This window comes from Luteolibacter arcticus, assembly GCF_025950235.1.
In the GTDB taxonomy this organism is placed as follows: Bacteria; Verrucomicrobiota; Verrucomicrobiia; order Verrucomicrobiales; family Akkermansiaceae; genus Haloferula; species Haloferula arctica.
On sequence record NZ_JAPDDT010000005.1, the window covers coordinates 39,284 to 54,024 of the forward strand.

Here is a 14,741-nt window from a genome sequence, read left to right on the forward strand (position 1 = left end):
TAATCGACCCGTTTCCGTCTTCCCGCCACCGCGATGCTTTTCAATTCCTGGGAGTTCCTCGCTCTCCTCGTCGCGACCTTCGCGCTCTACTATGCGCCTTGGTCGGGTGGCCGGCACGGGAAGGCATGGCAGGTCACGGTCGCGTTGATCGCCAGCGTGATCTTCTACGGCTGGGAAGATCCGAAACTCATTGGCCTGCTCGCCATCTCGTGTGTCGGCAACAGCCTCGCCACCGGCCGCATCATTCTCCACAAGGTCGCCGGCGATGAGGCCAAGGTGAAGCAATGGACCCGGGGCGCCGTGGTGATGAACCTCGCGCTGCTGGGCATCTTCAAATACCTGCCTTTCATAGCCGGAGGGCTGCCATTCCTCCCGCCATCATGGGTCGCCGCGGCCCAGGCCATCCCGCTGCCGATCGGCATCTCCTTCTACACCTTCCACGGCATCAGCATGATCGTGGATGTCGCCCGCGGCGAAGTGACCCGCGAGGGTGACGCGCTGATGTCAAAGGGGGGCCGCTTCGCGAAAGGAATCCGCGACATCGGCTTCTACCTGCTCTTCTTCCCGCAGCTCGTCGCCGGCCCCATCGTCAAGGCGAAGGACTTCTGGCCGCAGATCGCCGCGAAGCGCCTGGAAGACATCCCATGGCACCAGGTGATGCGGGCGTTGATCGCCGGCTACTTCCTGAAGGTCTTCGTAGCGGACAATCTCTCCGAGCAAACGGCGGGCCTGACACTGGGGCCGGAAGGCCTGGCGGCATCCGGCCCGCTCAACCTGATCCCGCTGCTCTACGCCTACTCGCTGCAGATCTTCGCCGACTTCGCGGGCTACTCGCTCATCGCGATCGGGCTGGCGGCGATGTTCGGCTACCGCTTCCCGATCAACTTCAACTTCCCGTATCTCTCGACCAGCATCACCGAGTTCTGGCGGCGCTGGCACATGTCGCTGTCCGCGTGGCTGCGCGACTACCTCTACATCCCGCTCGGGGGAAATCGCAAGGGACCGGGACGGACCTATGTGAATCTCTTCCTGGTCATGTTCCTCGGCGGACTATGGCACGGGGCGGAGTGGAAATTCGCCCTGTGGGGCACGCTGCACGGACTGCTGCTAGCAGCGGAGCGGCTGTGGGGAAGAAGGAAGGGAGAAGGAGATAAAGGACAAGCGACCGGAACCACCACCCCGCCAACTGCCGCCGGTCTTCTGGGCAGCGTGTGCGCGTGGTTCTTCACCTTCCACGCCGTCACTCTGCTGTGGCTGACCTTCCTGATGCCCGACATGGCGAGCATCGCCGCTTTCTTCAAAGGTATCCTGAGTGGCAAGACGGGATTCTCCGGACCGCCGGCATTTTCACTCTTCTTCTATGGTACCGCAGTGGTGCTCTACCACGCGTGGGGCTGGCTACGGGAGCACCGTGAAGTGCTCGCCGCCAAACTGCTCCGCTCGCCGCTCGAGCCGGTGCTGCACGGCGTGATGCTCTTCCTCATCATCACGAATCCCGGGGCTCCACGGGGCTTCATCTACTTCCAGTTCTAACCGGCAGCGGATTCACGGACGATGCGCTATTTCGCGATACTGATGCTGACCCTGGCCGCCTGCTTCGGCGTCCAAGCCGTGGCATTGCGTGCCGTCGGCGGTAGAACCACGAAAAGCGAGTCGAACTATTTCTCGTCACTGGGCCGGATCCAGGCCGGCACCACCGGCAAGGCAGAGATCATGCTGTTAGGCTCGTCGATCACCGGACGCCTGCCGGATCGCTCGCAGGGCTTCGCCGGATTCGCCAACATGGGTTGCGACGGCGGCAGCGCGGTGGATGCGCTGCGCGCGATGGACCGCGGCTTCCTGCCGGTGGCACCGGTGCTGGTGATCGAGGGCAACACCTTGCACCTGGCATTGCAGCGGAAACCTTCGGAAGTGGGCGTCGCGATGGAGCAACCCTGGTTCCAAGCCGGCATGCGGGTGCCGGCGATCAGCTCGTATGCCCGGCCTTCCGCGTTCTTTTACTCCCTTCTGCTCGCGAAGAAGATCGGCGGCTTCGGCGATCCGGGAGTGGATGAAGATCTTCAGGTGGCAAGCCTTCCTGCCCGTCTCGATACCTCGAAGACGGCGCTGTCCGCCGACGAACGCATCCTCATCGACGAACTCGTGCCGCTGCTCCACCGGCTCCAAGAAAAAGGCTCTCGCACCGTCTTTGTGTGGCTCCCCCCGGGTCGCGAAGCGGGTTCGTCCCCGCCCCCGTGGATGGCGACCTTGGTCGCGGAGAGCGGCTCCGAGTGGTGGGATCTGGGCACCGAGGCCAGTCGTGAATTGGTGACACTCACCGATGGCGTCCACATGGCGGCCCCGAGCGCGGCACGAACTGTTAGATCCCTGCGGAAAGGCCTCGGCCATTAATTCACAAGCCACCACGCCCTTCGCATGACGGCTCTCATCGGTCATAGCGGTTTTGTCGGACGCAATCTGCTCGCCCGTCGCTCGTACGACTCCGTTTACCGTTCCTCCGACATCGACAGCATCCGTGGCTGCGAGTTCGAGCATGTCGTGTGCGCCGGCATCCAAGCGATGAAGTGGTGGGCGAACCTCCACCCGGAAGAGGACTCGGCGGGCATCGAGCGCCTGTTAGGCGCTTTGTCCGAGGTCCGAGCGGAAAGGTTCACCCTCATCTCGACCATCGATGTCTATCCTTCGCCGCGCGGAGTGGACGAGGACACTGCTATCGAAACAACGGGGCATCACGCCTACGGACTCCATCGCCTGCGAGCGGAGCAGCGGATCGCGGAAATGTTTCCCCGATTGCTGGTGCTGCGCCTGCCGGGCCTCTTCGGCCCCGGCCTGAAGAAGAACGTGATCTACGACCTGATCCACGGCAACAACCTCCATCAGGTGCATCCCGGTGGTGTCTTCCAGTACTATGACCTTCGTAGATTGGCAGGCGACATCGACCAGGCGTGGGGCCTCGGCTTGGACATGCTCAACGTGAGCAGCGGCCCGCTTGGCACCGCGGAGATTCGCGATCACTTTTTCCCCGGCAAGGAACTGGCCGGCACCGGACCTGCGCCGGCCGGCTACGACATGCGTTCAAAGCACGCTGCCGCCTGGGGTGGTGACGGCGCCTATCTTTACTCCAAGTCGCAGGTGTTGTCGGACCTCGGCGATTGGCTCGCCACGGAGACAAGCACCGCCCGATAATTCCACGCCCGATGACCCTCAGCGTATCGCACATTGCCTGGCCGCCCGACACCGAGCCAGAGGCTGTTGCTTTCCTCAAGGGGCATGGACTTGCAGAGATCGAAGTGGCACCGGCGCGGGCATTTGGCAATCCGCTCGACGCCGACGAGGCCGCGGTGCGCGAACGTTCGGCTTGGTACCGCGAACAAGGCTTCAAGGTTGCTTCCTTCCAGGCGCTGCTGTTCGGCACGGATGGCCTGCACTTGTTCGGCCCGGACGATTCACGGCAGGCCATGAAGGAGGTGCTGATCGCCACCGGCCGTGTCGCCGGATGGGCAGGAGCAGGACCACTGGTCTTCGGCTCTCCCAAGAACCGCCTGCGGGGCGACCTGAGCCACGCCGAAGCCATCCGGCAAGCGGCCGGCTTTTTCCGCGAAGTGGGCGATGCGTGTGCCGCGGTGGGATCCTGCCTCGTCATCGAGGCCAATCCGGAAGCTTACGGCGCGGATTTCTGCACCCGGCTCGAACATGCCGTGGAGCTGGTGGACGCCGTGGGTTCTCCGGGCTTCGGGCTCCATGTGGACGCCGGGGGAATGGCCCTGAGCGGCGAAACCTTCGAACCCTTGCTGCGCCAGGCAGGTCGCATGCTGAAGCACGTTCACGCCAGCCAGCCCGAGCTGGTTTCATTTGCGAAGCCCGATCCCGTGCACGGGCGGATCGCTGCGGTGCTCGTCGAGATCGGCTATCAGGGCAGTGTGGCGATCGAGATGCGTGCCCAACCGGAAGGCTTCGCGGCGGTGGAGCAAGCGATCGAAGTGGTGCGGGAAACCTACGGCATCCGGTGAATCCTGCCGCCGACCATCTGCGCCGCATCGTGATCGCCGGAGGAGGATTCTTCGGCTGCTCGATTGCGCTGATGCTTCGCGAGCGGGGCTGGCACCCGGTGATCGTGGAGGAGACCGGCGACCTTTTGACGCGCGCCTCGCGGGTCAACCAAGCGCGCGTCCACGGCGGATATCACTACCCGCGCAGCCTGATCACCGCCTATCGGTCGCGCCACAACTACGAGCGCTTCCGGGAGAAATACCGGGAAGCGATCGTGGACCGGTTCACCAAGATCTACGCGGTCGGCCGCTATTTCTCAAAGGTCACCGCGGGGCAGTTCGAGGTCTTCATGAAGCGGATCGGCGCGCCGCTCAAGGAGTCGCCGGTGTCCATCGCCCGGCTTTTCAACCCTGCTCTCACCGAGAAATGCTGGATCGCCGAAGAATGCGCCTTCGACTTCTCGATCCTGCGCGAGAAACTCCGGCGCGAATTGGATGAGGCGGGCATCGAAGTTCGCTACAACAACCGGGTGCTCGCCGCGCAAGCCGGACGCGATGGAATCGTGGCACAACTTTCCGGAGGCGCGGAGCTTCCCTGTCGCATGGTGTTCAATGCCACCTACGCCGGTCTCAACTTGCTTACCTCCGGCTCCCGCTTGGCCTTGGTTCCGCTGAAGCACGAACTCGCCGAGATGGCGCTCATCGAGCTGCCGGACGAGCTCAAGGGCCTGTCCGTGACGATGATGTGCGGCCCGTTCTTTTCCTTCATGCCGTATCCCGCGCGGGGCCTGACCACGCTCAGCCATGTTCGCTACACGCCCCACGCGCAGTGGTTCGAAAACACCCGCACCGGGGCGAGCGATCCGTACCAGCGCTTCGAGGCCTTGGCCAAGACCTCCCATCAGGAGTTCATGCTGGCCGATGCCTCGCGTTACCTGCCCGCGCTGCGCGGTGCGACCTACCACGACTCCATCTGGGCGGTGAAGACCCTGCTGCCCCAGACGGAAACCGACGACGGCCGGCCCATCCTCTTCCAACAAGATCCGCTGCTGCCGGCCGTCGTCCACGTCATGGGCGGGAAAATCGACAACATCTTCGACGTGGAAGACGAATTGGACAAGCTGCTCGCCGCCGGGACGGCCACCGCCGCCTGACAGACCGACCCATGGACCCGAACACCGTCATCAGCATCGTCGTCCCGCTCCATCAGGACGCGTCGCTGCTCGAACAATTCGTCGGTGACCTCGATGCAACGCTGTCATTGTCGTTCCGCTTCTTCGAAATCGTCCTGGTGGACGACGGCTCGACCGATGGCACCTCGCCGGTGGTGAAAGACATTCTCAAGCGAGTCCAACGCGTGCGCTACCTGCGGCTTTCCCGCAGCTTCGGCCGGGAGATGGCGCTTTCCGCCGGCATCGAGTCCGCCATCGGCGACTACGTGGTGACACTGGATCCCCGCGCCGATCCGGTGGAGCAGTTGCCAGCGATGATTGCGGCCTGCCGGGCCACGGGCGGCGTGGTCCACGGGATCGCCACCAACTCGGTCACCCGGTCGGCCCCGCGCGAATGGATCGGGCAGTTGTTCCGCAACTACTGTCGCAAGCGGCTGGGCGTCGACATCAAGCGAGGAGTATCCGACCTGCGGGTCATGAGCCGCCAGGCCGTCAATGCGCTGCTGCAAGTGCGCGAGCAGAGCCGCTACCTGCGGGTGCTGACCTTGACGATCGGCTACCATCACGAGTTCTTCCCCTACGAGCGGAGGCCACGGCCTGGTGCGGAGCGGAAGAGCTCTTGGCGCGAGGAAGTGTCCACGGCGATCGATCTGTTAGCCGCGAACACCCGCCACCCGCTGCGGATGGTGACGGCAGCCGGACTGTTCGGCGCGGCGCTGAACCTCTTCTACGCGGTCTACGTGGTGGCCATCTATCTTACCAAGCCCAACGTCGCGCAGGGCTGGACCACGCTCTCGCTGCAACAGAGCGGCATGTTCTTTTTCGTGTGCCTGATCCTCGCGGTGCTCAGCGAGTACGTCGGCACCATCCTCGGTGAAGTGCGCAGCCGTCCGCTCTATTTCATGGCGGAGGAGGCGAACAGCTCCGTGCTGCTCGAAGATATGGTGCGCTCGAGCATCGTCGGGAAATCCGAGGACCGAGCCTGAAAGGAGAGCGCGCCACCTCCTGACATGTCTGCATCTGAGTTGATTCGCGGCGACGACGACGGCGTGCCGACCTATCGCGTCGGGTGGCAACGCCCGCGCCGCCATCGTTGGGCGATCTGCGTGTTCGTCCTCAATGAGGGCGAGAAGGCCCGCAAGCAGCTGCGTGCCATGATGGCCCATGCCGGCGTGATCGACCTCGTGATCGCCGATGGCGGCAGCACCGATGGTTCGCTCGACGAGGCCCTGATGCATGAGGTCGACGCCAAGGCTCTGCTTGTGAAGACCGGTGCCGGCAAACTCAGCGCGCAAATGCGCATTGCCATGGACTACTGCATGGCGGAAGGCTACGACGGCATCGTCGTGATCGATGGCAATGGCAAGGACGGCCTGGACGCCATCCCGTCGTTCGCTGCCGCTCTGGAAGAAGGCTGGGACCACGTCCAAGGTTCCCGTTTCATCCCCGGCGGCCACCATGAAAACACGCCCCCCAGCCGCTACCTCGCGGTGCGCCTGCTCCATGCACCACTGATGTCGCTCGCCGCTGGATTTCACTACACCGACACCACCAACGGCTTCCGCGCCTACAGCCGGCGACTGCTGACGGATCCGCGAATCGACGTCTTCCGGTCCTGCTTCGACCGTTACCAGCTTCACTATCACCTCGCGATCGAGGCCGCGCGCGGCGGCTTCCGCGTCAAGGAACTCCCGGTCTCGCGCACCTATCCGACCAGCGGCAAGACCCCGACGAAAATCAAGGGCATCGGCGGGTTGGTGGCGCTCTTGCGGCAACTCCTTGATGTCTGTCAGGGCAAGTTCCGGACCCCAGGGCACTGAACGGATCACCCACCCCTGTCATTCTGACCGCTATCGCAACGCGCCACCTCACGAACTCCGGATTCTCCTACTTCCTGCCATGCCAGCCAGCAAAGATGTCCCTCAGCTTGCCTACATTATCTCGCTGCCGCGCAGTGGCAGCACGGTGCTCTCCGCCCTCCTCGACAAACGCCAGGGAGTTGTCAGCCCGCCTGAATCCGCCTTCCCCCAAGTGTTGGGGACCTTGAGCACCGAGGAGCGCAAGGACCGGCTCTGGATGGCCGCCCTCTATATCGCCTCCACATTCACGCCCACCCAACTCAATCTCGCGGAAGCTGCCGAGTGCATGGACGGAACCAATGAGGATATCCTGATCGCCCTCGGCCATGCGGTGGCGGCCAAGCTCGGGAGGGATCCGGCTCAAATCCGCGCCGTGGTGTGGAAGTCGCCGCGGATCGTGGGCATGCATGCCGGCCCTCTTTCCACCAAGGGAAAATTCATCGTTTTGCGCCGCCATCCGCAGAATGTTTTCGAATCACAATTCCGGGTGGGCTTCGGGGAAAAGAACCGCAATCCGTTTCGCTTTGCGGTATTCCAACAGAGCTATGAGCACGCATTCTCCAGAGTCCCCCCGGACCGGAGGATCGATGTCTCCTACGACTCGCTTCCGGGCGTGCTGGAGCAGATCCTGGAGTTCCTCGGAGTGCGTGAGCAGGGAGAGTGGCTGGAAGGTGAATCCAGCCTGAAGCTGGCGGCCGAGAACTGCTACTGGATGCGGGAGGTCACCGGGGAGTTCAAGAACAACGACGTGGAAAAGAGGGCGCGGCTTGAGCCAACCCAAGTAAGTAAACTTGAGCAAGCCATGAGTCTGGCGAGACCCTTGCGACCATTTCTGGGACCGGTGCGGCGCTATTTCGACCGGCAGTCGCTCGCATGGGTCTTAAATCGCGCCAAAGAGCTGTTGGAGGCCCATCGTCAGCAAGGTTAATCTCCGGGAATTCATTCCGTAGACACCGGCCGGTTAGACCCCTCAGATCGACTGAACGCCAATGACATGAAAGTTCTGGTATCTGCGTACGCCTGCGATCCCTACCAAGGCTCCGAGCCCGGGGTCGGATGGACCGCCGTGTGCCGGATCGCCCGGCAACACGACGTGTGGGTGTTGAGCCACACCCGCCATCAGGAGGGCTGGGAGCGGGCGCGGAGCGAAGGCAAAGTCCCGCCCAACGTGACGGTGCGTTTTCTCGGGGAGAATCGCCCGTGGCTGCAGAACCGCTTTCTCGCGCATCTGCAGAGCTGGAAATCGTTTGCCGACTACATGGCGATCGTTCTCGAAGCCGCACAGGCATGGCATCGTGAGATCGGCTTTGATCTCTGCCACCAGGTGACGATCGCGACCTGGCGGATTCCTTCGCCGCTGTGGAAGTTGCCCATACCGCTCGTCTGGGGACCGATCGGTGGCGGGGGCTACATCCCGGCCGCATTCCGTTCGATGCTCAGCCCGGCAGCGCGGGGATTCGAGTTTGCGAGGGATCTCAATAGTGCCCGTGCATTGCGTTCCCAGGGATTCCAAGACTGCGTCAGGAACAGTGCCGTGGTCTTCGCCGCCAACGAGGAAACGGAGCTGCTGCTCAAGCCCCATCGCGGTGACAAGCCGCTGGTGAAGCTGCCGATCGCGTCGATCCCGGCCGACAAGGCGGAGAAATTCCGCAGGCCGGAAGGCATGACGCCGGAAGGTCCCTTACGCTTGTTCGCTGGCGGAAACATGGAAGGACGCAAGGGCGTGAGCCTCGCCTTGAAGGCCCTGGCGAAGGTCGCGGCCGCGGGAATCGACTTCCGCTACACCGTCGCAGGAGGAGGGCCCGAGGTCCCGGTGCTGATGAAATTGGCGGAACGGCTTGGCCTGACAGACCGCGTCGAATTTCACCCCGGCTTCAGCGGGCAGGACTACATTGCCGCGCTCCAGGCCACGGACGTCTATTTCCTCCCGAGCTTCCGCGAAAGCACGCCGGTGACCTTGCTCGAGGCGTATCTCGCCGGTTGCTATCCTGTGGTGGCCGATACCAGCGCCCAGGGAGAGATCGTTCGCATGGCCGGTGGCTCTGCGATTCCGATCACCGATATCGCGGGACTCGTCGACGGCCTCGCACAAGCGGTCATGGGTTGTGCGCGCCACCGCGACGAACTTCCCGCCAAGGTGGCCGAAAGCCGGTCGAAGTTGATCGCTTACTTCGATTCGGCCCGCTACGATCAGGCCATTGCCGACGCCTATCGGGTCGCCATGGAGACCCGGAGCGGGCCGTGCTGAAGCCATGTCATCCACGCCCTCCATCACCCGATCCGGAACCGGCCAAGCGGCAGCCAAAAGCACGGTGATCGACCGTCCGATGCCGGGTCTGATGCGCAGCCTGCGCTGGCTGGAAGACCGTTCGCCGGTCGTGGTCTGGGTGCTGGCCGCCGCTCTCATCGCGGTCATCGGGATTTTCAGTTGGGTTTCCGGTCCTGAGCTCAGCGGATCCTTGCTCTACCTGATCCCCGTCCTGCTGGTCGGTCATGTCGCGGGTTTCCGCTCCGGCGTCATCGCCGCGCTTTTGGCCGCTTCGATATGGTTCACCGCGGACATGAATGGCGGCACGGGGCAAGGCCCTACCTTCACGCCCTATTGGAACGCCTTGATGCGTTTTGGCACGTTCCTGGTCGCGGTAGGATTGGTGGCGGCCACCCGCTCCTTGAACGCCCAATTGGAAGAGCGGGTGAAGGAACGCACGGCCGCGCTGGAGGCGCAGATCGTCGAAAACCGTGAACTTGAGAAGAGCATCCTGGACATCAGCGACCGCGAGCAGGTGCGCATCGGCCAGGACCTCCATGACAGCCTGTGCCAGCAATTGGTCAGCGTCGCCTTCAGCGCGAACATGCTTCAGGAGCGCTTGGAAAAAGAGGGAGTCTCTGCCAACCAGGACGCCGCCCGTATCGCCGACCTGATCGACGACTCGATCAACCAGGCCCGCAACCTCGCGAGGGGGCTCTACCCGGTGCGACTGGAGACCGAAGGCCTCGAACTCGCGCTTCGCGAACTCGCCGCAACGATGAGCCGGCGCTTCCAAGTGTCGTGCACCGTGGAATGCTCCGGCCCCGTACCACCCTGCCAACACGCGGTCGGTATCCACTTCTATCGCATCGCCCAGGAAGCGGTGGTGAACGCCGCCAAGCACGCCAGGGCTCAACATGTCACCCTCTCCCTAGCCGCCACCCGCGGGCAAGTGAAGCTCAACATTGATGATGATGGCGAAGGGATCATTCGCGTACCGCGAAACCCGGACGGCATGGGCCTGCGCATCATGGCCTATCGCGCCCGGATGATCGGAGCTGACTTCCAGATCGCGCACCGTCTGCCTCGCGGCACCAGCGTGTCCTGCGAGCTGGAAGAAGTGGCATTCTCTGCAGCCTGAGTCATGACCGAGATCCCCCAGGAAAAAACCCGGATTCTCCTGGTCGACGATCATCCGATGATCCGTGAACGGCTGGTCGAATTGATCGAGCGGGAGCCCGATCTCGAAGTATGCGGCGAAGCCGAAGACCGGCACGAAGCGCTCGACCTCGTTGCGGCCTTGGACCCTGACCTGGCGATCGTCGATCTCACCCTGAAGTCCTCGCTGGGCATCGAGCTGATCAAAGACCTGCAAGCCCGCTTTCCCGAGATCAAGGTGCTGGTGGTCTCGATGCAGGACGAGATGGTCTATGCGGAGCGCTGCATTCACGCCGGGGCTCGCGGCTACATCACCAAGCAACAAGCCAGCCGCCACGTCATGCGGGCGATCCGGCAAGTCCTCGCGGGAGGGATCTACCTGAGCGAAGCGATCACACGGCAGGTGTTAGAACGCTCGATGGGGCGACCCGCGAATCGCGAACCGCTTGAGATTGTCTCAATACTCGCAGATCGAGAACTTCAAGTCTTCGAACTTGTCGGGAAAGGTTTTAGTACCAAACAGATTGCGGATTTACTGATGCTAGATGTCAAAACGATCGAAACATATCGGGCGCGAATCAAGGAAAAGCTAGGGTTGAAGGACGGTCCCGAGCTACTCCAGCGAGCGATCGCCTGGGTGCATCGCGACGGAGTCTAGGCCGGGAGGCCTGCTGACGTGTAGGGAAAATCCCTACCGGCGAATCAGGCTGCGAGTAGCTGGACAGGGAAGGTTTCCTGCAGAAGGGTGACAGACAAAACCCATGAATCGCAGTTTCCTTCGCATACTTTCAATTGTCGCGCTCCTGATGCCGACCGGTCGGCTCGCGGCCGCCCCCGGAGATGCCGATAACGACGGGTTGCGCGACGCGGTGGAGACCAACACCGGTGTCTTCGCTTCGCCCTCCAATACTGGAACAAGTCCCTCCATCTCCGACACCGATGGCGACAGCCTACCCGACGGCATGGAACTGGGCTTGGGGACGAACCCGGTGGATGCCACCAGCAAGGTCAAACGTCCGAATATCATCTACATTCTCGCCGATGATATGGGCTATGGCGACGTCGGTTGCTTCTGGCAGAACCAGCGCTCCGGCATTTGGAAATTCGCCACGCCAGGCCTGGATGCCATGGCAGCGGACGGCGCCAAACTGACCCACCACTATGTGGGAGCGCCCATTTGCGTGTCGTCCCGCTGCTCGCTACTGCAGGGACAACATCAAGGCCATGCTGGAATTCGGGACGCCCAATTCGATTACGCACTACCCAGCAACCATTCGATTTCGTCGACGCTCCAGGCTGCAGGCTACCGGACCGTCCACATCGGAAAAGCCGGCCTCGTTGGCAAATTCACGAAGCCACTTACCAACGCCGTTGCCCAAGGCCTACCCGCCCACCCACTCAAGCGCGGCTTCGACCGGTATTTCGGTTACCTCACCCACGAGGACGGCCACGAGCACTATCCCCGCAACGGGACGACCCTCTACAAGGCGAATATCTGCGACGATTATCAACCGATCACCGACGCTTACCCTGACTTGTATAGCACCGATGCCTGGACAGCGTTCGCCAAGAAAACCATCGTAGAGGAAACGCAGCAGCATCCTGAGCGTCCGTTCTTCATCTACCTTAGCTACGACGCCCCCCACTTTTACGGACAATACGCACCTACGGCAAATTATCCCACCGGCAAAGGTCTCACGGGGGGCCTTCAATGGACCGGATCGCCTTCCTACGCGAACACCGCCACCGGTGATGCTTCGAAGGTGGATAATCCCGCCAACTTCCATCCATCGGTCAATTCCTCTTGGCCCCTCGCGGCCAAGAAGTACGTGTCGATGGTGCGACGGCTCGATGACTCGGTCGCGGATCTGCTGCAAACGCTCCGGGATCTGGGGATCCATGACAATACGCTGGTCGTTTTTTCGTCGGACAACGGACCGGCCGATACCGAGGTCTATCCTCCGACGTTTCAGAGTTACGGTCCGTTTGAAGGCATTAAGGGCGATCTTTGGGAGGGCGGTATCCGCGTGCCTACCATCGCCTGGTGGCCGGAAACAATCCCGGGTACTACCCAGCTCTCCAACATCCGCGAGGTCACCCGGCCCTCGGCCAACTGGGACTGGCTGGCAACCTTTTCCCAGCTTGCCCAGGTTCCCGCTCCGTCGTTCACCGATGGGGTCTCGCTTATCCCGGCACTGACCAACCAAGGAACGCAAGCCGACCGAGGCTATCTTTATTTTGAGTTCGTAAGAGGCTTCAATACCCCGCCCTATCCCGACTTCGTGAATCATGGCGGGGAGGCAAAGTGGGAGATGCAGGCCATCCGCATCGGGAATTTCATGGGAGTTCGTCCCAAGATCGAATCACCTTCGGATTCCTTCAAAATCTACAACGTCGTTACCGATCCCAAGCAAGGGATCAACCTTGCGGCCAGCCGTCCCGACCTTCAGCAGCAAATGCAGCGCCTCGGGCTCGGAGCTCGTAGAAAATCCCAATACTTCTCCCGATCTTACGAGATTGCAGCTATCCCCGCGACTCCATTGGTGGCCGTGACCAGCGGCCTGATTTGCAAGTCGTTTGAAGGAAACTGGCCGTGGCTTCCCGAATTCCGGGAGATGACTCCGGTGTCGACCACATTGACGGCTGGTGTCTCGCCGGCCCCGCGGTCGAGACCAGATGACGTCGGCCTCTCGTTCGAGGGCTACCTTTCCGTGCAAACGACCGGCTCCTATCTATTCCGTACCAACTCCGACGCAGCGACCTGTGTCTGGGTGGACGAGGCACGGGTGATCGACAACGACTACAACTTCGCTGCCGCCAAAACCTCCGATCCCATTGTCCTCACAGCGGGGCTTCATCCAATCCGCATCCACTACCGCCACTTGGGAGGAACGGCCTCGCTCCAGCTCAGCTATTCGGGCCCGGGCATCGCAATGCAGCCGATCCCGAACTCGGCATTCTTCATTGAAGGTCAGCCGCCGGAGCTGCATCCGGACACGCTCACCACACCGCGTGTCACCGAGGCCACAGCAAACGTTGTTGCCAACGATTCCAGCACGCTTCCGCTGACGCTTCTTTCGGCGGGGCCGACCCCACTGGGCACCACCGGCATCGGGTCGAACCTGGTCCACCTCACCCCGGGTGCCGGCACGATCGGCTACGATGAGTTCCCGTATGTAGTCTCCAATGGCTACAGCCAGCATTCATCCCAGGTATCGGCGACGGTGCTTTTCGACAATGAGATCTGGCTGCCCTTTGAAGAAGGAGCAGGAACGAGCGTGAACCGGGTGGGCGGGAGTCCGGCAGTGACGGGAAGCTTGGCGGGATTTGCCGATCCGGCCAGCGCGTGGACCGCGGGACGCTTCCACGGCGGGCTCTCTTTTGATGGGATCGACGATCACGTGGACTTTCCCGGCCTGGCACTACCCACCGGACAACAACCGCGTACATTTTCCGGCTGGGTAAAGACGGTATCGCGGTCGTCGCCCGAATTGCAGACGTTGTTCAGCTATGGCTCCAATATCACCGGCGGCAGGTTCGTCGTGGGGCTCGACAACAGCCCCAACGTCGCGTCCGACCAGCCCCTGAGGCTGGACGTCAACGGCGGCTACATCACCGGCACGAGGCCGTTGAATGATGGCGGGTGGCACCACGTCGCAGTGGTAGTGGCCAATCACAATGGCAGCGCCGACGTCAATGTCTCGGAGACCAAGCTCTGGGTGGATGGCAACCTCGATCCGGTCTCATCGTCGTCCGGGCGCGTGCTCGCCACTGGTGCCACGCTGGTCCCGTGCTTGGGTGGCTCAAATCACAACGACGGCTACAATTTCACCGGCAAGCTCGACGACGTCCGGATCTTCGACCGAGCTCTGTCCGACGCGGAAGTACAGGCGCTTTATCTGAGCCGGCCGATCTATTTGACAGCTCCGGTGGATTCCACCGGCGATGACGATGGGGATGGGATGTCCGATGACGCCGAGGAAATCTCCGGCACCGATCCACACGACGCCACCTCGGTACTGCAGATCGATGAATTCAATTTTTCGGGAGGTACGGCCTTCCTGCAATGGATGGCAGTTCCGGGCCGGGACTATCAGGTCGAGGAGAGCACGAATCTCCAATCGTGGCAGTCGGTTCCCGGCCAAGGCCCGATCAGGATCGAGCCTCCTTCGTCGCCCGGAGGACCTGCCCTGCCACAGACGCTCTCGGTGTATTTCGCGACATCGGGCCAAGGTTCCCGCTACTTCCGCCTCAAGGTGACCCTGACCAATCCCTGAAGCGGCAACGCAGTTGGAGGTCCCGCAAGGACCGGAGC

At 62.3% G+C, this 14,741-nt stretch carries 12 protein-coding genes; all 12 read left to right on the forward strand.

Annotated features, from left to right (window positions below):
- Window positions 1–33: 33 nt before the first annotated feature.
- Complete coding sequence (locus OKA05_RS13305; protein ID WP_264487643.1) at window positions 34–1,533, forward strand: MBOAT family O-acyltransferase; 1,500 nt, start codon at window positions 34–36, stop codon at window positions 1,531–1,533.
- 42 nt (window positions 1,534–1,575) lie between these two features.
- Window positions 1,576–2,391 carry a hypothetical protein gene (locus OKA05_RS13310; RefSeq protein WP_264487644.1) on the forward strand — a complete coding sequence of 272 codons (816 nt, stop codon included), beginning with the start codon at window positions 1,576–1,578 and terminating at the stop codon, window positions 2,389–2,391.
- 24 nt (window positions 2,392–2,415) lie between these two features.
- Window positions 2,416–3,186 (forward strand): NAD-dependent epimerase/dehydratase family protein, encoded by a 771-nt coding sequence (locus OKA05_RS13315; RefSeq protein WP_264487645.1) that lies wholly within the window; start codon window positions 2,416–2,418, stop codon window positions 3,184–3,186.
- A gap of 11 nt (window positions 3,187–3,197) precedes the next feature.
- Window positions 3,198–4,010 (forward strand): sugar phosphate isomerase/epimerase family protein, encoded by an 813-nt coding sequence (locus tag OKA05_RS13320; protein ID WP_264487646.1) that lies wholly within the window; start codon window positions 3,198–3,200, stop codon window positions 4,008–4,010.
- The gene (locus OKA05_RS13325) at window positions 4,007–5,143 is read left to right on the forward strand and encodes an NAD(P)/FAD-dependent oxidoreductase (protein WP_264487647.1); all 1,137 of its coding nucleotides are present in this window, start codon (window positions 4,007–4,009) and stop codon (window positions 5,141–5,143) included. Before OKA05_RS13320 ends, OKA05_RS13325 begins: the two co-directional genes overlap by 4 nt.
- 11 nt (window positions 5,144–5,154) lie before the next feature.
- Window positions 5,155–6,147 carry a glycosyltransferase gene (locus OKA05_RS13330; RefSeq protein ID WP_264487648.1) on the forward strand — a complete coding sequence of 331 codons (993 nt, stop codon included), beginning with the start codon at window positions 5,155–5,157 and terminating at the stop codon, window positions 6,145–6,147.
- A gap of 24 nt (window positions 6,148–6,171) precedes the next feature.
- Complete coding sequence (locus OKA05_RS13335) at window positions 6,172–6,981, forward strand: glycosyltransferase family 2 protein (protein ID WP_264487649.1); 810 nt, start codon at window positions 6,172–6,174, stop codon at window positions 6,979–6,981.
- 79 nt (window positions 6,982–7,060) lie between these two features.
- On the forward strand, window positions 7,061–7,948 hold the full coding sequence (locus tag OKA05_RS13340) for a sulfotransferase (protein WP_264487650.1): 888 nt from the start codon (window positions 7,061–7,063) through the stop codon (window positions 7,946–7,948).
- A 66-nt stretch (window positions 7,949–8,014) separates the two neighbouring features.
- The gene (locus OKA05_RS13345; protein WP_264487651.1) at window positions 8,015–9,268 is read left to right on the forward strand and encodes a glycosyltransferase family 4 protein; all 1,254 of its coding nucleotides are present in this window, start codon (window positions 8,015–8,017) and stop codon (window positions 9,266–9,268) included.
- A 4-nt stretch (window positions 9,269–9,272) separates the two neighbouring features.
- Window positions 9,273–10,409, forward strand: coding sequence for an ATP-binding protein (locus OKA05_RS13350; protein ID WP_264487652.1), 1,137 nt, complete (start codon window positions 9,273–9,275; stop codon window positions 10,407–10,409).
- A gap of 3 nt (window positions 10,410–10,412) precedes the next feature.
- Window positions 10,413–11,084 carry a response regulator transcription factor gene (locus OKA05_RS13355; protein ID WP_264487653.1) on the forward strand — a complete coding sequence of 224 codons (672 nt, stop codon included), beginning with the start codon at window positions 10,413–10,415 and terminating at the stop codon, window positions 11,082–11,084.
- Between the two features lie 103 nt (window positions 11,085–11,187).
- Window positions 11,188–14,703, forward strand: coding sequence for a sulfatase-like hydrolase/transferase (locus OKA05_RS13360; RefSeq protein ID WP_264487654.1), 3,516 nt, complete (start codon window positions 11,188–11,190; stop codon window positions 14,701–14,703).
- Window positions 14,704–14,741: the final 38 nt, after the last annotated feature.

Bases quoted from the DNA above. Each gene is read 5' to 3' on its own strand.
- OKA05_RS13355 (WP_264487653.1), top strand. From the start codon at position 10,413: ATGACCGAGATCCCCCAGGAAAAAACCCGGATTCTCCTGGTCGACGAT.
- OKA05_RS13330 (WP_264487648.1), top strand. From the start codon at position 5,155: ATGGACCCGAACACCGTCATCAGCATCGTCGTCCCGCTCCATCAGGAC.
- OKA05_RS13350 (WP_264487652.1), top strand. From the start codon at position 9,273: ATGTCATCCACGCCCTCCATCACCCGATCCGGAACCGGCCAAGCGGCA.
- OKA05_RS13340 (WP_264487650.1), top strand. From the start codon at position 7,061: ATGCCAGCCAGCAAAGATGTCCCTCAGCTTGCCTACATTATCTCGCTG.
- OKA05_RS13360 (WP_264487654.1), top strand. From the start codon at position 11,188: ATGAATCGCAGTTTCCTTCGCATACTTTCAATTGTCGCGCTCCTGATG.
- OKA05_RS13320 (WP_264487646.1), top strand. From the start codon at position 3,198: ATGACCCTCAGCGTATCGCACATTGCCTGGCCGCCCGACACCGAGCCA.
- OKA05_RS13315 (WP_264487645.1), top strand. From the start codon at position 2,416: ATGACGGCTCTCATCGGTCATAGCGGTTTTGTCGGACGCAATCTGCTC.
- OKA05_RS13310 (WP_264487644.1), top strand. From the start codon at position 1,576: ATGCTGACCCTGGCCGCCTGCTTCGGCGTCCAAGCCGTGGCATTGCGT.
- OKA05_RS13305 (WP_264487643.1), top strand. From the start codon at position 34: ATGCTTTTCAATTCCTGGGAGTTCCTCGCTCTCCTCGTCGCGACCTTC.
- OKA05_RS13345 (WP_264487651.1), top strand. From the start codon at position 8,015: ATGAAAGTTCTGGTATCTGCGTACGCCTGCGATCCCTACCAAGGCTCC.
- OKA05_RS13335 (WP_264487649.1), top strand. From the start codon at position 6,172: ATGTCTGCATCTGAGTTGATTCGCGGCGACGACGACGGCGTGCCGACC.